Source organism: Novosphingobium sp. SG919, from assembly GCF_012932495.1.
Lineage (GTDB): Bacteria > Pseudomonadota > Alphaproteobacteria > Sphingomonadales > Sphingomonadaceae > Novosphingobium > Novosphingobium rhizosphaerae.
In genome coordinates this window covers 1,275,420-1,294,368 of the sequence record NZ_JABCNG010000001.1, presented here as the reverse complement: position 1 = coordinate 1,294,368, position 18,949 = coordinate 1,275,420, and the positions used below count along the sequence as shown (strand labels likewise).

The following is an 18,949-nucleotide window of genomic DNA, read 5'->3' as shown; positions in this document are numbered from 1 at the left end:
AGAATTGATGCATTACGACCAAGGCAATCCCACCGAACTCAAGGAAAAGTTCTGGAAGGCACTGGACCATTCGCCTTTTGTCATGCTGCAACTGGATGCCGATCCGGAAAGCGCGGCTCCGATGACAGCGCAGTTGGACAAGCATGCCAACCACGCGATCTGGTTCTTCACCACGCGCGACAATCGCTTTGCCGCGCAAGGCGGGGCAACGGCAACTTATGCCGCCAAGGGGCACGACCTGTTCGCCCGCTTTTCCGGCGCGCTGACTGAGGAAACCGATCGGGCCGTGCTGGAACAGCATTGGAGCAAGACGGTCGAATCCTGGTATCCCCAGGGCAAGACGGACCCCAACCTGCTGTTCCTGCGCATGGACTTGGGCGAAGCGGCAATCTGGTCGGGCGAAGTCGGCGTCGTCGGCGTGGTCAAGATGGCGCTGGGCCTGCCGATCGGAGACAGCCTCAAGGGCGGCTATGCCGAGACCGGCCTTTAAATAGAACGAAACCGTTCCAATAAGCGAAGGCCGCCGCTTCCCTTGGGGAAACGGCGGCCTTTTGCTGTTTGACAGGCAGAAGCGTCAGTCGATCGGCGGCACCGAGCTGGGCGGCAGATCGGCATCGGCCTCGTGCACTTCGGTGAGGCCGCGGCCCACATGGCTGCGGTTGCGGCTATAGGCGTAGTAGACGACCAGGCCGATCGCGGCCCAGCCCACGAAGAGCTGGATCGTGGCGGCCGAAAGGCTGCCGAACAGATAGAGGCAGCCCAGGATCGAGATGGGTGCAACCACGGTCACGGCCGGGGTGCGGAACGGGCGCTTGCGCGACGGGTCGGTACGGCGCAGCACGAGCACGGCGATCGACACGGCCGCAAAAGCAAACAGCGTGCCCGAGTTCGACACGTCGGCCAGCAGGCCCACCGGGAAGAACGCGGCAAACAGCGCCACGAACACGCCCGTAATCAGCGTGATCACGTGCGGCGTGTGGAAGCGCGGGTGCACCTTGGAAAAGAATTCCGGGAGCAGGCCGTCGCGGCTCATCACGAAGAAGATGCGGGTCTGGCCGAACATCATCATGAGAATGACCGAGGGCAGCGCAAGGATGGCGGCAAGGCCGACCAGCCAGCCCACCATCGGATGGCCAACCGAACGCAGCGTCCACGCCAGGGCTTCCTTGGAGCAGACCACGGCATTGTCGGCAATGGCCTTGCACGCCTGCGAAAGATCGTGCGAGCCGGGCGAAAGAGCTTCGTGGCCCGGACCGAACACCGGCTGCGCGCCAACCGTGCCGATCACGCCGGCCGCCACCAGCATGTAGAACACGGTACAGATCGCCAGGCTGCCGATCAGGCCGATCGGCATGTTGCGCTGGGGATTCTTGGTTTCTTCCGCAGCCGTCGAAACTGCGTCAAACCCCACGTAGGCAAAGAAGATCGACGCGGCCGCACCCGAGATGCCGGTGAAGCCGAGCGGCGCGAACGGTTCGAAATTGCCGGCCTTGAGCATCGGGATGGTCAGGACGATGAACAGCGACAAGGCGACGATCTTGATCGCCACGAGCACCGCGTTGACCGTGGCGCTTTCCTTGGTGCCCAGCACCAGCAGCCCAGTGATCACCGCCGCGATGGCCATGGCCGGCAGGTTGATCAACCCGCCATCGAACGGCCCGCGCACGAATTCCAGGGGCACGGTTATATGCAGGCTGTTCTGGACAAAGCCGATCATATAGCCCGACCAACCGACGGACACGGCCCCGGCGGCAATCGCGTATTCCAGGATCAGCGCCCAGCCCACCATCCAGGCGACGAGTTCGCCCATCACGGCATAGCTGTAGGTATAGGCAGATCCCGAAACCGGCACCATGGCTGCCATTTCGGCGTAACACAGCGCGGCTACGGCGCAGACGAAGCCGGCGATGATGAAGCTGATCATCATGCCCGGCCCGGCCTTTTGCGCGGCTTCGGCCGTGAGCACGAAAATGCCGGTGCCGATCACGGCGCCGACGCCCAGCATGGTCAGTTGGAAGGCACCGAGCGAGCGGTGCAGCGATTTCTTTTCGGCTGTCGCCAGAATAGCGTCGAGTGGTTTGACGCGTCCAAACATTGAAATCTCCCGCCTTGGACCGGTGCGGCGGGAACCCCCACGCCAAGACGTTGCACCGGTAACCAGGTCATGGGCCGCAACGCTAGCGGCAACCCCTGCCTTGTCAAAGAGGCTTTTTTCATCTCGTGCCGGCAAGAGGCCCGCCCTTGCGGGTTTTTCCCCATGCTATAGAGGCGAGCGCCTTACCTGACCGGCTTTTTCGGGGAAATGGCAGCCATGTCCACGACGTTTCAGCTCGATACCGCGACCAGCCGCGCGCATCCCACGCCCGCGCCGATGAAGCGGCTTTCGGTGCCCACCATCCGCCAGCGCAAGGTCGATGGCCATACGGCAGAGCCGATCGTGATGCTGACCGCCTATACCGCGCGCCAGGCGCAACTGCTCGACGCGCATTGCGACCTGCTGCTGGTAGGGGATTCGCTGGGCCAGGTGATCTATGGCCTGCCATCGAGCGTGCCGGTGACGCTGGACATGATGGCGGCCCACGGCGCGGCGGTGGTGCGCGGCTCGTATCACGCGGTGGTCATCGTGGACATGCCGTTCGGCAGCTATGAAGCCTCGCCAGCCCAAGCGTTCGAGGCGGCAGCGCGCCTGCTCAAGGACACCGGCTGCGCCGGGGTGAAACTGGAAGGCGGCGCGGCCATGGCCGAGACGGTCGCGTTCCTCACCGCGCGCGGCATTCCGGTGATGGGCCATGTGGGGCTGACGCCGCAGGCGGTCAACGTGCTGGGCGGCTATGGCGCGCGCGGCCGTAGCCAGGCCGAAGCCGACAAGATCCTGGCCGATGCGCGCGCCCTGGCCGATGCGGGCGCCTTTGCCATCGTGGCCGAAGGGGTGGTGGAGCCACTGGCGATCGCAATTACGCAGGCCGTTCCCTGCCCGGTGATCGGCATCGGTGGATCGGCGCAGTGCGACGGGCAGGTTCTGGTGACCGAAGACATGCTGGGCATGTTCGAGCGCGTGCCGCGCTTCGTGAAGCGCTATGCCGAAGTGGCGACGACCATCGAGGAAGCGGCTGCCCGCTATGCCCAGGAAGTGCGGGCCCGTGCGTTTCCGGGCGTGGAGCAGACCTATCAGCCAAAGTGAGGGTTGCGTTTGGCGGCGGGGAGCGTCCACACGCTCAGCCCGAACGGCACGAGGGTTAGCCCCCCTCCTCTGAAAACGAAGGGGAGTTGAACCTCATAGCACCTGATCGCGCGCCCTTAGCGCCTGGGCCATCGCCTGGGCTTCCGCCTGGCGCCCCTCGCCCGCCCATGCCGTGGCGAGCAGGCGCATGGCGGTGAGGCTGGCGGGGTTTTGCACCAGGTAGCGCGCGGTCATGGCGTCGGCGTCCCGGCCGCGCCCGGCCGCGCGCAGTGCGGCGTCCATGCGGCGCAGGACGGGTTCGTTGAAACGGATGGCGGCGGCGTTTTCGTATTGCGTCAGCGCGCCGCGCGCGTCGCCTGCCATCATGCGCGTGTCGCCCGCCAGAAGCCAGGCTTCGGCCGCGCCGGGATTGGCGGCGCGCAGGCGGTCTGCCACGTCACGAGCCTGGTCGAACTGCCGGGCGGCGAGCAGGCCGCGCGCATAGGGAACGGCCAGCACGGCGAAGTTGGGCCCGTCCTGATAGCGCAGGGCGAGCGCCCCGAGCGGCAAGTCGGGCGGAATGGCAACAAATGGGCGCGACTTTGCCTCTGGCGCCAGCAAGCCCTGCGCCCGGCGCGGCTGGCCCAGCCTTTGCCAGGCGCGCGCCACCACCGCCTGGAGATAGGGCGGCGCGAAAGGCTGGCGCGCCACGCCGTCCCAGCGCCACGCCACCTGGCGCACATCGCCCTCGCGCGCAATCGCGCGGGCCAGCAACTGCTGGGCCTGGAGATTATCGGGTTGCAGCCGCACCAGCCGCGCCAGCAGGCCTGACGCGACGCTGAAATTGCCGGCCCGGAATTCCAGCACGCCGCCCAGGAGCATGGCGGCGGGCATGTCGCGCAGCGCGGTGCCGGTGCGTTGCAGGATGCTGCGGGCCAGATCGGTCTGCCCGGCGCGCGCGGCGATCACCGCCTGGAAATAGAGCGCGCGAACATTGCCGGGATCGACCTCGGCCAGCTTGCGCACCACCACCAGCATGGCGCGGGCCTGGCCCATGTCGCCCAGCGTGGCGGCATATTCGGCCAGCAGGTCGGGATCCTGGGGCCGAATCGCCAGGCCCTGTTCGAACCACGGCAGCGCGGCGCGCAGCCCGAACTGTTCGCGCACCAGCATGCCGCGCAGCACCAGGGCGTGGGGGTTCTGCGGCGCCAGCGCGACGGCGCGCGTGGCGGCTTCCACCGCCTGGGCCTGTTCCCCGCCGGCAAAGCGCAGGCGGGCGATCGACACCCACAGGTCTGCGTCGGCCGGGGCCAGGCGCAAGGCCTGGTCGAAAGCCTTGCCAGCGTCGGGCAAGCGCCCATCGGCCAGGGCCAATTCGCCGCGCATGCGCCAACCCAGAGCCGCCGTATCGGGCGTGAAGGCAGCGCCGCCATCAAGCAGGAGATGGGCATCCCCCCGCGCCCCGCGCGCCAGCAGCGCGGCGGCCAGATCGGCACGCAGGGCATCGGCCGGGGCGCCATGGCGCAGCGCCTCGCGCAGGGCCACTTCGGCAGAGATCGGGTCACGCCGCGCCAGGGCCGCGCGCGCCTTGGCCCGCACGGCATCGAGCGGGGGTCCATCGGCCACCGCCTGCCCCACCGGCACCAGCGCCAGCAGCAGCCCGAGCAGGGGCGCTAGCAAGGCGCGGGCGCGATCACCCATGCATGTCATACTGCTTGAGCAGGTCATAGAGCGTGGGCCGGCTGATCCCGAGCAGGCGCGCCGTGCTGGAAATGTTGCCTTCGCTGCGCGCCAGGGCATGGCGGATCGCCTTGCGATCGGCTGCCTCGCGCACGGCCTTGAGATTGAGCGGATTGTCCGCCGCCGCATCGGGATTGGGCAGATCGAGATCGGCGGCCGCCACCAGCTTGCCATCGGCCATGATCACCGCGCGCTTCACCCGGTTTTCCAGCTCGCGCACGTTGCCCGGCCAGCCCCAGCCATCGATGGCAGCCAGGGCATCGGGGGCAAAGCCCTTGACCGCCGGGTTCATCTGCGCGGCAAACCGGGTGAGAAACGCCTTGGCCAGCAAAGTGGCATCGCCTGGCCGCTGCGCCAGGCCAGGGATCTTCACCACGATTTCGGCGAGGCGATACCACAGGTCTTCGCGAAAGCGCCCGTCGGCGATCATCGCTTCCAGGTTCTGGTGCGTGGCACAGACGATGCGCGTGTCCACCGCGATGGAGCGCCGCCCGCCAATCCGCTCGATCGTGCGTTCCTGCAGGAAGCGCAGCAGCTTGACCTGAAGCTGGAGCGGAATGTCGCCCACTTCATCGAGGAACAGCGTACCGCCACTGGCCTGCTCGATCTTGCCCTCGGTGGTCTTGACCGCGCCGGTGAAGGCGCCCTTCTCGTGGCCGAACAGCTCGCTTTCCAGCAGGTTTTCCGGGATCGCGGCGCAGTTGATCGCCACGAACGCACCGCTGGCCCGGCCCGACGCCTCGTGCAAACCGCGCGCCAGCAATTCCTTGCCAGTGCCGCTGGCGCCCAACAGCATGACCGAGACATTGGTGTTGGCCACCCGTTCGATCGTGCGGGCCACTTTCACCATTTCCGGCGCGGCCGTGATCATGTTGCCCAGCACGCGGTTATCGGCCGGGGCGCGGGTGGCGAGCGTGCGGTTTTCCGCCTCGATCCGGTGCAGGTGCAGCGCGCGGCGCACGATCAGGCCCAGCGCATCGATATCCACCGGCTTGGGATAGAAGTCATAGGCGCCTTGCGCCACGGCACGCAGCGCGGATTCGCGCGCGCCATGGCCCGATGCGACGATGACCTTGGTATCGGGCTTGATCGCCATGATCGCATCCAGCACGGCAAACCCCTCGCTCACCCCGTCGGGATCGGGCGGCAGGCCCAGATCGAGCGTGACGACCGCCGGCTCCTCGGCGCGCAGCAACGTGAGCGCAGTGGCGCGATCACCGGCGATGAACACCTCGAAATCCTCGTAGGCCCATTTGAGCTGGGCCTGAAGCCCCGGATCGTCTTCCACGATAAGCAGCTTGGGGCGGGAATCGGTCATCATGCAATGTCCTGCTGGGAGTCCGGATTAGACAGGGCGGCGGTGCTGGCCAGCGGCAGGCGCACGGAAAAGCGGCTGCCCAGCCCTTCCCGGCTTTCCACATCGAGCCGGCCCCGCATCGCGCGGACCAGTTCACGCGCTTCGAACGCGCCGATGCCAAAGCCGCCCGGCTTGGTGGAAACAAATGGCTTGAACAGGCCATTGCGCACGAATTCGGCGCTCATTCCGCTGCCGGTGTCGATCACGTCGATGCAGCCGTGCAGGCCTTCGCTGCGCACCTGCATCACCACGGTGCGCGCGGGCGGGCTGGCATCGACGGCATTCTGCACGAGATGGGCCAGAACCTGGTCCAGCGTTTCGCGATGGGCCATGATCACGCAAGGATCGGCCTCTACCAGCGCCACGTGGGCGTGGCCGGCCACCTGGGGCCAGCGCGCGGCCAGCGCCTGCGCCACGGCCCCGGCATCGACCGGGGAAAGCTGCTCGACATTGCCCGCGCCGTAGCGCGAAAGGCGGGCCAGCAGGGCATTGAGCTTGTCGGCCGAATTGCTCAGCGTGACGAGCATGTCCTTGCGGAATTCGGGATTGTCGGCATGGCGCTGCGCGTTGCGCGCCAGCAGGCCAAGCTGGCTCGCCAGGTTCTTGATATCGTGCATCACGAAGGCGATGCGGCGGTTGAATTCATCGAACCGGCTGGCTTCGAGCAGGGCAAGCTGCCCGTTGCTTTCGGCGATATAGCTGGCGAGCTGGTGGCCGACCACGCGCAGCAGATCGAAATCCTCCCAATCGAGCTTGCGCGCCACGGCCGGGCGACCCAGCACGACAAGGCCAACCAGCCGATCGAAGTGGAGCAGCGGGACGAGCGCCCAGATCGACTCTTCGGCGATCATCCACGCCGGGGTGACGGCGGCCTCCCCCTGGTGGTCGATCCCGCCGCGCACTTCGTCGAGATCGACGATGAAGCCACCGCGTTCGAAAAAGGCCGCGCCGGCCGCGTCCATCGCTTGCGCCGGCACATCGAGCGTGGCCCATTGCCAGCGGGCAGCCAGGACCAGCTCGCCACCGTCGGCCGGAACCAGCAGCGCGCCGCGCGCACTGTCGGTGATATCGGCCACGGCCTGGACCACACGGGCGTGCAAGGGCACGGCATCGGCGCCGCCATCGGCGCCCACCCGCGCGCCGCCGCGCCCGATGGTGTTGGTAAACCGCAGCCATTCGGCGCGATAGTCATAGCGGTGCTGGAAAAAGTGCTTGGACACCATCACGTTGAGCCAGCTGCGCAGCCGTCCCGAGGGCATCAGCGCCAGCACCAGCACCGTGGTGGCAAAGACAAAGCCCAGTTGCGTGAGCATGGTGGCATTGCCCCCTGCCCAGGCAACGGACTGCGCCACGCCCACCATGACCAGCATGTACCCACCGATCACCAGCAGCGAGAGCGACTGGAACGCCACCGCGCGCGAGGGGGAAAAACGCCCCGTTGCGCGCTCTCGCGCCGCGCCGGTGGCCAGCAGCACCACGCCGAGCAGCGCCGCGAGCGCACGCAGGGCGACGAGTTCGGCCGGCGTGCCGCGCACCAGATAGGCGATGGTATAGAAATTGAGATCGTAGCCCCAGATCAGGGCCAGCGCCGCGCAGGTCCACCGCACCGCCGCGCGCTGGGCGGTCATGGCCCCTGCATAGAGATTGTGCACCAGGACCAGCGCGCCGGTGATGACCAGCAGGCGCAGCATGACCGAAATCTGGAAGATCATCGCCACGGCCGGCGCAACCATGCGGAACCGCCAATCGAGCACCATCAGCGCCAGTTGCAGCAGTTCCACCACGGCCAGCACCACCAGCACCGGGCGCACCGGCGCAACCGATTCGTGCCGCCCGTCGCGCGCGAACAGGGCATAGACCACCAGCAGCCAGGCCAGGTTGCGTGCCACGTCGGCCATCAGCGCCAGCGGATCGCCCGGGGTGAGCGCAGCCTGGAGCAGCGCCCAGACGGCACTGACCAGCACGGCCCCCACGGCGGCGCGGCTGACCGGCTTGCCCCGCCGCTGCCGTTCCACCTGCCACATGCCCAGCACCAGCGCGCCGAACGCCGCCAGCACGAAGACCCATTGGCCCAGCCCTATCCATCCCACCGGGGCGAGCATCGTGCGCAGCCCCTCAGCGCGCACCTTCGTGCCACAGCACCACGCGCAGGGTCTGCAGCAGGATCAGCAGGTCGAGGAAGGGGGTGTAGTTCTTGGCGTAATAGAGATCGTATTCCAGCTTGTGCCGCGCATCTTCGATCGAGGCGCCATAGGGATAGTTGATCTGCGCCCACCCGGTGATGCCGGGCTTCACCATGTGCCGCTCGGCATAATAGGGCAGGTGCTCTTCCAGGTCGGACACGAATTCGGGCCGTTCGGGACGCGGGCCCACGAAGCTCATCTGGCCCTTGAGCACGGTCCAGGTCTGGGGCAGTTCGTCGATGCGCAGCTTGCGGATCAGGCGGCCGATGCGGGTAACGCGCGGGTCGTTCTTGGCGGCCCATTGCGCGCCATCCACTTCGGCATCGGTGCGCATGGAGCGCAGCTTGATGAGATTGAACGTCTCGCCATAAAGACCCACGCGGGTCTGCCGAAAGAACGCCGGGCCCTTGCTGTCGAGCTTTACCAGGATCGCGAACAGCACGATGATCGGAGCGGTAAGCGCCAGCAGAATCACGCTGGCGCAGATATCGAACGCCCGCTTGATCGCGCCCGACAGCATCCGGCCAGAGGAAAATCCGTCGGAAAAGATCAGCCAGCTGGGATTGACCGTATCGAGATCGACGCGGCCGGTCTCGCGCTCCACGAAAGTGGAGAAATCATTCACGTGGACGCCGGTGGTCTTGATCCGCAGGAGGTCCTTGAGCGGCAGGGCGTTGCGCCGCTCCTCCAGCGCCAGGACCACTTCGCTCACGCCCAGGTTTTCGACAAAGCGGGTGAGATTGGGCAGTGCGTCACGGCTGATCGCCTCTTCCACCACGGGGGGCTGGCCGCTCATCGCCACATAGCCAACGATGACGAAGCCGGATTCGGGCCGCTCGCCCAGCTTGCGCAGCCGGTCGGCGCGGTTGCCGGCGCCCAGCACCAGCACGCGGCGGCGAAACGCGGCGGTGCCTAGAAACCCGCCCAGCACCAGGCGCACGCCCACCAGCAGCACCAGCGAGATGACCATGGCGTAGAACAGGTTGGAGCGCCACAGCGTGTGCCCCGGGATGAGGAAATAGACAACCGATAGCGCGATGATCCCAAGGCTGACGGCCACCATCAGCCGCGCCGTGGCGTAGCGCATCGAGCGCAGCGCATCGGAGCCATAGACGCCCACCGAAACCATCGCGGTGTGCACCAGCACGGCAAAGGTGAGCAGCGGCAGGACCCGGTCGGCCGGGCTGCCCACATCGATGCCGATCTGGTGCGCACGCACCATCCAGCCCAGTTCACCCGCCAGGATCAGCAGCCAGAAATCGATCATTCCCAGCAGGAAAACGGCATTGGGGATATAGTGTTTGAACAGGCGGATCATCAGGCCAAGGGTATCCCACTGTGCCCGGCATGGGCGCTTCGTTGACTGGCATTGCGTGAACGGGCGTATCGTTAGCAGGGGCATAAGCCCGCGTGGGTAAATTGTCGGTGAATCTGACAAGTCACGGTTAACAACGTCGGCTTGGCTTACAGCCTCTCCTCCCTACTGGCCGAGTGCGTCAATCCCTGCCATGCTGGCGCGCATGCGGCAGAAAGAACTGCGCCTGGCCCTTGTTTCCACCGGCGGCATCAGCCTGGCGGTCTATATGCATGGGGTTACCAAGGAGTTGTGGCACCTCTCGCGCGCGAGTTGCGCGGTGCATGCCAAGGGCCTGCCGATGGTGACGCCCAAGCCCGGCATCGAAGACGTGTGGATGCGGCTGCTCGACACCATCCACGCCCAGCGCGGGCAGCGATTGCGCGTGCTGGTCGACATTCTTTCCGGCGCCAGTGCCGGAGGCATCAACGCGGTGTTCCTGGCCCAGGCCCTGGTCACCGGGCAAAGCCTGGAGCCACTGACCCGGCTGTGGCTGGCGCGGGCCGACAGCGACGTGCTGCTTGATCCCGATGCGCGGCCGTGGGGGCGCTTTGCCAAGTTCTGGGCGCAGCCGCTTGTCTGGGCCGTGCTGCGCTGGCCCGCCTTGCGCCGCAGCGGCGGCGAACTGGCACAGGAAGTGGGGCCTGAAACGCGCGGGGAAGTGCGCCGCAAGGTTTCGCGGCTGATCCGTGCGCGCTGGTTTGCCCCGCCGTTCAGCGGCATCGGCTTTTCCCGCCTGCTGGCCGAGGCACTCGATGCGATGGCGCGCAGCGGCAATGCCGCGCCGCTCTTGCCGCCGGGTCACCCGATCGACCTGATGGTGACGGCCACCGATTTTGCCGGGCACCCTGCCCCGCTGCGGCTCAACAGCCCGCCAGTGGTGGAGGAAAACGAACACCGCCTGGCCATCGGCTTTCGCGCCGAAGCGCGCGCGCATACCGGCGAAGGCCTGGCGCCGGTGCCCGAACTGGTCATGGCCGCGCGCGCGACGGCGAGTTTTCCCGGCGCCTTTCCGCCGCTGACCCTGGCCGAGATCGACATGCTGGCGGCCGAGCGGGGCGAGGCCTGGCCGAGCCGATCGGCTTTCCTGCAGCGCATCATGCCGCAGCGTTGGCGGCGCGGGACGCTGGACCAGGCCGCGCTTGTCGATGGGGCGGTCTTGGTCAACCGGCCGTTTGCGCCCGCGATGGCGGCGCTGGGCAGCCGGCCCTCCCGGCGCGAAGTGGACCGGCGCTTCGTCTATCTCGATCCCGCGCCGCATGCCCCGGCGCAAGGGCCGCAGCCCGCCGCGCCGGTTGGCTTTCTTTCTGCCATCTTTGGCGCGCTTTCCACAATCCCCCGCGAGCAGCCGATCCGCGACAACCTGGAAGCGCTGGAACGGCAATCGCGCGAGCGGCTGCGGCTGCGCGCCATCGTCGATTCGCTGCAGGGCGAGATCGAGGATACCGTGGCGCGCCTGTTCGGCCACACGCTGTTCTTCGATTGGCCCAATCCCAAGCGGCTGATCGGCTGGCGCGCACGGGCGCAGCAGGCCGCCGCCCAGCAGGCCGGCTATGCCTTTCACGGCTATGCGCAGGTCAAGCTGGCGGGAATCGTGGCCGATCTGGCCGAGTTGATCACCCAGGCCCTGCCCGCCGACGACAACGCCGGGGTGGAAGAAGCCCTGTGGCATCACCTGGCGCAGCAGGGGCTGGACAACCTGAGCGCGCGAGGCGGCGGCGCAACGACCCCGGCCATTGCCTTTTTCCGCGCGCACGACCTGTCATTTCGCATCCGCCGCCTGAAACTGCTGGCCCGGCGGCTGACCACCGATTGGGACGAGGCGGCCGAGATCGCGCCCGCCGCGCGCGAGGCGGCGCGCGACGTGGTCTATCGCGCGCAGGCGCTGTACCAGGCGCGCGCCAGCCTGCACGGGCTGGGCCCCGGCTTTGCCGCCAGCGCCGCCGTGGTGCGCGAAGACCCCGGCGCGGTGCTGGCGGCCATTGCCGCCCGTCGCGATCTGGCGCGGCTGGACGATGAAGTGGATGGCATGTTCGTCCATGCACTGGGCGCGATGGACAAGGCGCTGCGCCGCCGTTTCCTCCACGCCTATCTGGGCTTTCCGTTTTATGACGTGGCCACGCTGCCGCTCTTCCAGGGCGATGGCCTGGGCGAATTCGATCCGGTCAAAGTGGACCGCATTTCACCCGAAGACGCCACCGCGATCCGCGATGGCGGCACGCGCGCCTGCCTCAAGGGCATTGCCTTCACCCACTTTGGCGCCTTCTTCAGTCGTGCCTGGCGCGAGAACGACTACTTGTGGGGTCGCCTCAACGGCGCAGAGCGGCTGATCGACATGGTCTGTTCGACACTGGACGATCCGCTCGATCCCGCGCTGGTGGACGGCTTCAAGCGCGATGCCTTTCTGGCGATCCTGGATGAGGAAGAGCCGAGGTTGCGAGCCGAGCGGGGGTTGGTGCCGGGGATTCGCGGGGAGGTTGAGGCGCGGTTTGCAACGGGGGAGCCAGGGTTCCACCACCCCCCGACCCCCTCCTCTGAAGAGGAGGGGGAGTAAAGGCAGAAAAGCCCCCTCCTCTTCAGAGGAGGGGGCTGGGGTAGTGTTGGAGTTTACCCGACCTTAGTCCGTCAGATCGGTCCAGGCGTCCTTGATGCGTTCGAAGAAGCCCTTGGATTGGGGGCATTCCTCGCCGGTTTCGGTGGCCTGGAATTCGCGCAGCAATTCGCGCTGGCGGGCCGAAAGCCGGCTTGGGGTTTCCACCTGGATTTCCACCACGAGATCGCCCGAACCGCGCCCTTGCAGCACCGGCATGCCCGCGCCGCGCTTGCGCAGTTGCTTGCCCGACTGGATGCCGGCGGGAATCTCGATCGCATGGCGGCTGCCATCGAGACCGGGAATCTCGATCTCGCCGCCCAGGGCGGCGGTGGTGAAGCTGATCGGCGCGCGCGTCAGCAGCGTGGTGCCGTCGCGTTCGAACACCTTGTGCCGCGCGATGTGCAGGAAGATGTAGAGATCGCCTGCCGGGGCACCATTCGGCCCGGCCTCACCCTTGCCAGCCAGGCGGATGCGGGTGCCGGTATCCACGCCGGCGGGCACGTCCACCGCCAGGGTCTGCGGCATGTCTACCCGGCCTTCGCCGCGGCAATGGCGGCAGGGCTTTTCGATCACTTCGCCGCGCCCATGGCAGTTGGGGCAGGCGCGTTCGACCATGAAGAAGCCCTGTTGTGCCCGCACCTTGCCATGGCCGCCGCACAAGTTGCAGCGACGGGCAGAGGTACCGGGCGTGGCGCCCGAGCCCTTGCACGGTTCGCACGGCTGCGAGACTTCCACCTTGATTTCGGCGGTCTTGCCATGGAACGCCTCTTCCAGCGTGATTTCCATGTCATAGCGCAAGTCTGCGCCGCGCCGGCTTTGCTGCCGGCCACCGCCGCCGCCAAAGGCGCCGCCGAAGATCGTTTCGAAGATATCGCCGATGTCGCCGAAATCGCCGCCGCCAAAGCCGCCTGCACCGCCGCCGCCGGGGCCGCCCTGCTGGAACGCGGCATGGCCATAGCGATCATAGGCGGCGCGTTTCTGCGGATCGGAGAGGCAGGCATAGGCCTCGTTGATCTGCTTGAACTTGGCTTCGGAATCCTGGCAACCCGGATTCTTGTCCGGGTGGTATTTCATCGCCAGCTTGCGGAACGCCGTCTTGATGACCTTGTCATCAGCCGTGCGTTCCACTTCCAGCAATTCGTAATAATCGGCTTCGACTGCCATAAGAAAGCCCTCTCCCCACAAGGGGAGAGGGCCTGGGCGAAAGCCATGATTAGGCGTTCCTGGTCCCCTCTCCCCTTCCCCTGCCCGGTATCGGGGCAAGGGAGGGGGTCATGTTGCAGATCAAGCCTTGGTGTCGTCCACTTCCGAGAACTCGGCGTCGACAACGCCGTCGTCCTTGGGCGCTTCCGCGCCGGGCGAGGCGGCACCGGCCTGTTCCTTCTCGTAGATCGCCTGGCCCAGCTTCATCGCCTTGTCGGTGAGAGCCTGGGTCTTGGCGGTCATTTCTTCAACATTGCCGCTTTCGATCGCGGTCTTGGCTTCCGCCAGGGCCGCTTCGATTTCGGCCTTGAGGCCAGCGTCAACCTTGTCGCCATGCTCTTCGAGCTGGCGCTCGGTGGCGTGGACCAGGCTTTCGGCGTTGTTCTTGGCCTCGGCCGCTTCGCGACGCTTCTTGTCGTCGGCCGCGAACTTTTCAGCATCGCGCACCATCTGGTCGATATCGGCGTCGGACAGGCCGCCCGATGCCTGGATGCGGATCTGCTGTTCCTTGCCGGTGCCCTTGTCCTTGGCCGAAACGTTGACGATGCCGTTGGCGTCGATGTCGAACGTCACTTCGATCTGCGGCACGCCGCGCCGTGCGGGCGGAATGCCGAGCAGGTCGAACTGGCCCAGCAGCTTGTTGTCCTGCGCCATTTCGCGTTCGCCCTGGAACACGCGGATGGTCACGGCCTGCTGGTTGTCTTCCGCGGTCGAATAGACCTGGCTCTTCTTGGTGGGGATCGTGGTGTTGCGGTCGATCATCTTGGTCATGATGCCGCCCAGCGTTTCGATACCCAGCGAAAGCGGGGTCACGTCGAGCAGCAGCACGTCCTTGACGTCGCCCTGGAGCACGCCGGCCTGGATGGCCGCGCCCATGGCCACGACTTCGTCAGGGTTCACGCCGGTATGCGGATCCTTGCCGAAGAAGTCCTTCACCACGTCGCGCACCTTGGGCATGCGGGTCATGCCGCCCACGAGCACCACGTCGTCGATGTCCTTGGCGGTGAGGCCGGCATCGGCCAGCGCCTTGCGGCAGGGTTCGAGCGTGCGATCGATCAGCTTGCCGACCAGCCGCTCAAGATCCGAACGGGTGATGGTTTCCACCAGGTGCAGCGGGGTGGTGCTGCCACCTTCCATGCGCGCGGTGATGAAGGGCAGGTTGATTTCGGTGGTCTGGGCCGAAGACAGCTCGATCTTGGCCTTTTCCGCCGCTTCCTTGAGGCGTTGCAGGGCAAGCTTGTCGCCACGCAGGTCAAGGCCTTCCTTGCTCTTGAACTTGTCCGCCAGGTATTCGACCAGCGCGGTGTCGAAGTCTTCACCGCCCAGGAACGTATCGCCGTTGGTGGACTTCACTTCGAACACGCCATCGCCGATTTCCAGGATGGAGATGTCGAAGGTGCCGCCGCCGAGGTCGTACACGGCAATGGTCTTGCCGTCCTGCTTGTCGAGGCCATAGGCGAGCGCGGCCGCCGTGGGTTCGTTGATGATGCGCAGCACTTCAAGACCCGCGATCTGGCCGGCATCCTTGGTTGCCTGGCGCTGTGCGTCGTTGAAGTAAGCCGGCACGGTGATCACCGCCTGCGTCACGGTTTCGCCGAGGTAGCTTTCGGCGGTTTCCTTCATCTTCTGAAGGGTATAGGCCGAAATCTGCGACGGGCTGTAATCCTGCCCACCAGCCTTGACCCAAGCATCGCCGTTCTTGCCCTTGGTGATCGTGTAGGGCACCAGTTCGGTGTCCTTCTGGGTCAGCGGATCGTCGAAGCGACGGCCGATCAGACGCTTGACCGCGAAGATCGTGTTGTCAGGGTTGGTCACGGCCTGGCGCTTGGCCGGCTGGCCGATCAGGCGCTCGCCGTCCTTGGTGAAGGCCACGATCGAAGGCGTCGTGCGTGCGCCTTCCGAATTCTCGATGACCTTGGGCGTACCCCCATCCATCACCGCGACGCAGCTGTTGGTCGTGCCGAGGTCGATACCAATAACTTTAGCCATGTTTCCCCATATCCTTGCGTGTTGACACCGCTAACTCGGGCGTCCCCCTTGTGGGCAGGCGCCACCTTGGCGGCTCGTTACGGGCGGGATATAGGTGCGCTTGCGCTTGGCACAAGCCCCGCGCGTGCTATGGCTGGCCCACATTTTCACGCTTATCGAAAAGAAGGATCGCCCGCCATGCGCGCACAAGTTCCTGCCCGCCGTGCCTTTGCAACCGTGAGCCTTGGCCTCGCCCTGGCACTGGCCGGCTGCAGCAAGCCTGCGCCGCAGGAAAGCCCGAGCGCGGCGGCAAGCCTCGATGCCACGCCGGAAAACGCACCGGGCACCACGCTGACCGACGCCACCGTGCAACTGCCCGCCGTGGCCGGCAATCCCGGCGTCGCCTATTTCACCGTGGCCCAGGGCAGCGGCCCTGACCGCCAACTGGTGGCGGTGCATGTGGATGGCGCTGGCCGCGCGGAAATGCACGAAAGCGCGATGAAGGATGGCATGATGCAGATGTCACCCTTGCAGACGGTCGCATTGCAATCGGGCAAGAGCGTGGAATTCAAGCCGGGTGGCAACCATGTCATGCTGTTCGACCTTGCGCCCAGCCTCAAGGCGGGCGGCGTGACCGAATTGACGATCACGCTCGACAATGGCGACAAGGCGACTACCAAGGCCAAGGTGGTGGGCCCCGGCGGCGCCGAAGCCGCGGGCGACATGGGACACATGGACCATATGTGAGGGCGGCGCGTGGCGGCGATGCATGCCCGCCCGCTCACGGCCGGGGAAGTGGCGCTGGGGCGCAGCATCTTTCGCGATGCCATAGACTGGCCGCGCGTGGAGTTGCGCCGGCGGCGCTGGTGGCCGTTCCAGAAAACCAACGTGGTCATGGCGCCGGCCGGGCATATTCATTTTCACCCGCGCGCCGATTTCTGGTCAGCCGACTTTTCGCACGAACGGTTGAGCCTGCAGGGCTTGCTCATTCATGAGCTTTGCCACGTATGGCAATGGCAACAAGGCATTTTCCTGCCTTTGCGGCGGCATCCGTTCTGCCGCTATGAGTATCGGCTGGAACCGGGCAAGCGATTTGCCCGCTATGGCCTGGAACAGCAGGCCGAAATCGTGCGCCATGCCTTCTTGTTGCAGCAAGGCGCGCAACTGCCCGATCGGCCGCCCTTGCCAGCCTATCGGGCAGTGCTGCCATTCTGATCAGCAGACGCGGTAGTTGCGCCCGTCGGCGTCGGTTCGCCAGCAATCCTTCTTGACCTGCGAGCCGGCCGCCGCGCCCACCGCGCCGCCGATGGCCGCGCCCGTGCCGATATTGCCGCCGGAAACACCGGCCACCGCCGCGCCAACGCCGGCACCAGCCAAACCACCTTCGCCCGCATAGTTGCGCGCGCACCCGGCCAGCGAAAGCGCCGCCAGAGCCATCGAAGCGGGAATCAGGAACTTCCTACCCATGAGAAATCCTCCATGTGCCTCCCGTTGTCACGAGAGGTTACGATGGAGGGGCAGGTTTGGTTCCGTGTTAGCGTGTTGCTGGCAAGCGAGATCAGGCGTCGAAACGAAAAGCCCCCACCTGTTCCGAGGCGGGGGCTTTTGTCTGAGGCGAGGCCTGGAGCGACCTGTCGGGTCAATCCGGCTTCTTGGCGACCACGACCATCGCCGGACGCAGCAGGCGGTCCTTGATGGTGTAGCCGGCCTGGAGTTCCTGCACCACGGTGCCGGGTTCATGCTCGGCCGAGGGCACTTCCATCATCGCCTGGTGCTGATGCGGGTCGAGCGGCAGGCCGCGTGCGGCGATGCGGCTGATGCCGTGGTTGCCAAAGACCTTTTCGATCTCGCGGCCAGTGGCCTCAAGCCCGGTCACCAGGTTCTTGAACTTCTCATCCTCGCGCAAGTCAGCCGGGATCGATTCCAGCGCGCGGGCAAGGTTGTCGGCCACCGAAAGGATATCGCGGGCAAAGCTGGTGGCGGCATAGGCGCGCGCGTCGGCAATGTCCTTTTCCATGCGGCGGCGCACGTTCTGGGTTTCGGCCTTGGCGTAAAGCACGTCCTGCTTGGCGACTTCCAGCGATTCGCGCAGGGCGGCCAGTTCGGCCGCATGATCGGCCGAAGGAGCGCCCGCGTCCTTCAGATCATCAGGCACGCCGGCCAGTTCGGCTTCGACTTCGGCGTCATGGGGGCGCGTCTCGTTATCGCTCATTTGCGTGAAAATCCGTCTTGTCCGATAAGTTTGCCCAAGGATTGGGCCGTGAAATCCACCATGGGGACGACGCGCGCATAATTCAACCGCGTTGGGCCGATCACGCCGACCACGCCGACCACCCGGCCTTCGCCATCGCGCCAGGGCGAGGCGATGACCGAGGAACCCGAGAGCGAGAACAGGCGGTTCTCGCTGCCGATGAAAATGCGCGTGGCCTGCGCCTCGCGCGCGGCATCGAGAACGCCGGCAATCGCCTCGGCGCTTTCCAGCTCGTCCAGCAATTGCCGCACGCGCTCGATATCGCCCAGCGCGGTTTCATCGAGCAGGTTGGCCTGCCCGCGCACCACCAGGACCGGGCGCTGCGCCGCGTCCATGCTCCACACGGCCAACCCGCGCTGCACCAGATCCGCGCTCGCCGCATCGAGCGCGCTGCGTCCGCCCGCGATCTCGTCGCGAATGGCGCTGACCGCCTCGCCCAGCGTGCGCCCGGCCAGCCGCGCGGTGAGATAGTTGGAAGCCTGATCGAGCACGAACGGCGCGATCGGCGCCGGCAGGTCGATCACGCGGTTCTCGATCGCGCCGTCTTCGGCCACCAGCACGGCCAGCGCCCGCAACGGCGAGAGCGGCACGAAGGAAAGCTGCACCAGGCGCGGTTCGCGGCGGGGCACCATGATCACCGCCGCCCCGGCAGAAAGATCGGAGAGCGCTGTGGTGGCCGCAGCCAAGGCCGCCTCGATCGTGCCGCCGCCCGCGCGGCTGCGTTCCAGCCCGCGCTCGATTTGGGCACGCTCGGCCGCCGAAGGTTCGGCCACTTGCATGATCCCGTCGACGAACAAGCGCAGGCCCATTTCGGTGGGCATGCGTCCGGCGCTGGTATGGGGCGCGGCAAGCAGCCCGGCATCCTGCAGTTCCTGCAGCACCGAGCGGATCGAGGCTGGCGAGAGATTGACGCTGCCACTGCCGGCCAGCGTCTTGGACCCGACGGGTTGGCCCGACGCGATATAGCCTTCCACGACCAGACGGAAAATGTCGCGCGCGCGATTGGACAGTTCGGTGAGCGTGGGACCATGCATACCGCGCCCTTATGTAGAAGCATTGGCCCGGGGCTCAAGGGATTTGCTTGCGGGAGGGATTTGCTTGCGACTGGCCACGCAATCGGCCAAGGCAGCGCCCAATTCA

15 protein-coding genes are annotated in these 18,949 nt (G+C 66.4%); 5 read left to right on the top strand and 10 right to left on the bottom strand.

The window, feature by feature from the left end:
- The first annotated feature begins 7 nt into the window (after positions 1 to 7).
- On the top strand, positions 8 to 490 hold the full coding sequence (locus FHT19_RS05795) for a pyridoxamine 5'-phosphate oxidase family protein (protein ID WP_168554658.1): 483 nt from the start codon (positions 8 to 10) through the stop codon (positions 488 to 490).
- Positions 491 to 574: 84 nt separating this feature from the next.
- Here FHT19_RS05795 and FHT19_RS05790 read toward each other — a convergent pair whose 3' ends face one another.
- Positions 575 to 2,095, bottom strand: coding sequence for an amino acid permease (locus FHT19_RS05790; RefSeq protein WP_168554657.1), 1,521 nt, complete (start codon positions 2,093 to 2,095; stop codon positions 575 to 577).
- 216 nt (positions 2,096 to 2,311) lie between these two features.
- On the opposite strand from FHT19_RS05790, the gene panB reads away from it, so the two are divergent.
- Complete coding sequence (gene panB / locus FHT19_RS05785; protein WP_169474255.1) at positions 2,312 to 3,181, top strand: 3-methyl-2-oxobutanoate hydroxymethyltransferase; 870 nt, start codon at positions 2,312 to 2,314, stop codon at positions 3,179 to 3,181.
- 93 nt (positions 3,182 to 3,274) lie between these two features.
- Here the strand turns inward: panB and FHT19_RS05780 are convergent, their stop codons facing one another.
- The 4 genes from FHT19_RS05780 to FHT19_RS05765 are packed head-to-tail and all read right to left on the bottom strand — an operon-like array spanning position 3,275 to position 9,758.
- Positions 3,275 to 4,861: a tetratricopeptide repeat protein gene (locus FHT19_RS05780; RefSeq protein ID WP_169474254.1), complete on the bottom strand. Its 1,587-nt coding sequence runs from the start codon at positions 4,859 to 4,861 to the stop codon at positions 3,275 to 3,277.
- Positions 4,854 to 6,218, bottom strand: a complete 1,365-nt coding sequence (gene prsR, locus FHT19_RS05775; RefSeq protein ID WP_168555487.1) for a PEP-CTERM-box response regulator transcription factor — start codon at positions 6,216 to 6,218, stop codon at positions 4,854 to 4,856. Before prsR ends, FHT19_RS05780 begins: the two co-directional genes overlap by 8 nt.
- Positions 6,218 to 8,383: an XrtA/PEP-CTERM system histidine kinase PrsK gene (gene prsK / locus FHT19_RS05770; RefSeq protein ID WP_248290281.1), complete on the bottom strand. Its 2,166-nt coding sequence runs from the start codon at positions 8,381 to 8,383 to the stop codon at positions 6,218 to 6,220. Before prsK ends, prsR begins: the two co-directional genes overlap by 1 nt.
- On the bottom strand, positions 8,373 to 9,758 hold the full coding sequence (locus FHT19_RS05765; RefSeq protein ID WP_169474253.1) for a TIGR03013 family XrtA/PEP-CTERM system glycosyltransferase: 1,386 nt from the start codon (positions 9,756 to 9,758) through the stop codon (positions 8,373 to 8,375). The genes prsK and FHT19_RS05765 overlap by 11 nt, the downstream gene beginning before the upstream one ends.
- 202 nt (positions 9,759 to 9,960) lie before the next feature.
- Here FHT19_RS05765 and FHT19_RS05760 point away from each other — a divergent pair, with 202 nt between their 5' ends.
- Positions 9,961 to 12,348, top strand: a complete 2,388-nt coding sequence (locus FHT19_RS05760; protein ID WP_169474252.1) for a patatin-like protein — start codon at positions 9,961 to 9,963, stop codon at positions 12,346 to 12,348.
- A gap of 63 nt (positions 12,349 to 12,411) precedes the next feature.
- Here FHT19_RS05760 and dnaJ read toward each other — a convergent pair whose 3' ends face one another.
- Positions 12,412 to 13,551 carry a molecular chaperone DnaJ gene (gene dnaJ, locus FHT19_RS05755; protein ID WP_169474251.1) on the bottom strand — a complete coding sequence of 380 codons (1,140 nt, stop codon included), beginning with the start codon at positions 13,549 to 13,551 and terminating at the stop codon, positions 12,412 to 12,414.
- A 120-nt stretch (positions 13,552 to 13,671) separates the two neighbouring features.
- A complete protein-coding gene (gene dnaK / locus FHT19_RS05750; RefSeq protein ID WP_169474250.1) occupies positions 13,672 to 15,579 on the bottom strand; it encodes a molecular chaperone DnaK in 1,908 nt (635 codons plus the stop codon).
- A 177-nt stretch (positions 15,580 to 15,756) separates the two neighbouring features.
- On the opposite strand from dnaK, the gene FHT19_RS05745 reads away from it, so the two are divergent.
- Positions 15,757 to 16,305, top strand: a complete 549-nt coding sequence (locus FHT19_RS05745; RefSeq protein ID WP_168554650.1) for a copper chaperone PCu(A)C — start codon at positions 15,757 to 15,759, stop codon at positions 16,303 to 16,305.
- A gap of 18 nt (positions 16,306 to 16,323) precedes the next feature.
- Positions 16,324 to 16,773 (top strand): vgr related protein, encoded by a 450-nt coding sequence (locus tag FHT19_RS05740; protein WP_168555485.1) that lies wholly within the window; start codon positions 16,324 to 16,326, stop codon positions 16,771 to 16,773.
- On the opposite strand, the gene FHT19_RS05735 is transcribed toward FHT19_RS05740, so the two are convergent.
- From FHT19_RS05735 to hrcA, 3 genes are all read right to left on the bottom strand, one after another.
- Entirely contained in the window at positions 16,774 to 17,025 is a 252-nt protein-coding gene (locus FHT19_RS05735) for a glycine zipper domain-containing protein (protein ID WP_179504556.1), read from the bottom strand.
- Positions 17,026 to 17,197: 172 nt separating this feature from the next.
- Positions 17,198 to 17,770, bottom strand: a complete 573-nt coding sequence (gene grpE, locus FHT19_RS05730; protein WP_169474249.1) for a nucleotide exchange factor GrpE — start codon at positions 17,768 to 17,770, stop codon at positions 17,198 to 17,200.
- Positions 17,767 to 18,843 (bottom strand): heat-inducible transcriptional repressor HrcA, encoded by a 1,077-nt coding sequence (gene hrcA, locus FHT19_RS05725; RefSeq protein WP_168554648.1) that lies wholly within the window; start codon positions 18,841 to 18,843, stop codon positions 17,767 to 17,769. Before hrcA ends, grpE begins: the two co-directional genes overlap by 4 nt.
- Between the last annotated feature and the right edge of the window lie 106 nt (positions 18,844 to 18,949).

What these genes read in the sequence shown, in the direction of transcription:
- FHT19_RS05740 (WP_168555485.1), top strand. Translation starts at nt 16,324, where the DNA reads ATGCATGCCCGCCCGCTCACGGCCGGGGAAGTGGCGCTGGGGCGCAGC.
- FHT19_RS05745 (WP_168554650.1), top strand. Translation starts at nt 15,757, where the DNA reads ATGCGCGCACAAGTTCCTGCCCGCCGTGCCTTTGCAACCGTGAGCCTT.
- FHT19_RS05765 (WP_169474253.1), bottom strand. Translation starts at nt 9,758, where the DNA reads ATGATCCGCCTGTTCAAACACTATATCCCCAATGCCGTTTTCCTGCTG.
- FHT19_RS05790 (WP_168554657.1), bottom strand. Translation starts at nt 2,095, where the DNA reads ATGTTTGGACGCGTCAAACCACTCGACGCTATTCTGGCGACAGCCGAA.
- FHT19_RS05795 (WP_168554658.1), top strand. Translation starts at nt 8, where the DNA reads ATGCATTACGACCAAGGCAATCCCACCGAACTCAAGGAAAAGTTCTGG.
- FHT19_RS05760 (WP_169474252.1), top strand. Translation starts at nt 9,961, where the DNA reads ATGCGGCAGAAAGAACTGCGCCTGGCCCTTGTTTCCACCGGCGGCATC.
- prsR (WP_168555487.1), bottom strand. Translation starts at nt 6,218, where the DNA reads ATGACCGATTCCCGCCCCAAGCTGCTTATCGTGGAAGACGATCCGGGG.
- FHT19_RS05780 (WP_169474254.1), bottom strand. Translation starts at nt 4,861, where the DNA reads ATGGGTGATCGCGCCCGCGCCTTGCTAGCGCCCCTGCTCGGGCTGCTG.
- hrcA (WP_168554648.1), bottom strand. Translation starts at nt 18,843, where the DNA reads ATGCATGGTCCCACGCTCACCGAACTGTCCAATCGCGCGCGCGACATT.
- dnaK (WP_169474250.1), bottom strand. Translation starts at nt 15,579, where the DNA reads ATGGCTAAAGTTATTGGTATCGACCTCGGCACGACCAACAGCTGCGTC.
- panB (WP_169474255.1), top strand. Translation starts at nt 2,312, where the DNA reads ATGTCCACGACGTTTCAGCTCGATACCGCGACCAGCCGCGCGCATCCC.
- grpE (WP_169474249.1), bottom strand. Translation starts at nt 17,770, where the DNA reads ATGAGCGATAACGAGACGCGCCCCCATGACGCCGAAGTCGAAGCCGAA.
- dnaJ (WP_169474251.1), bottom strand. Translation starts at nt 13,551, where the DNA reads ATGGCAGTCGAAGCCGATTATTACGAATTGCTGGAAGTGGAACGCACG.
- FHT19_RS05735 (WP_179504556.1), bottom strand. Translation starts at nt 17,025, where the DNA reads ATGGGTAGGAAGTTCCTGATTCCCGCTTCGATGGCTCTGGCGGCGCTT.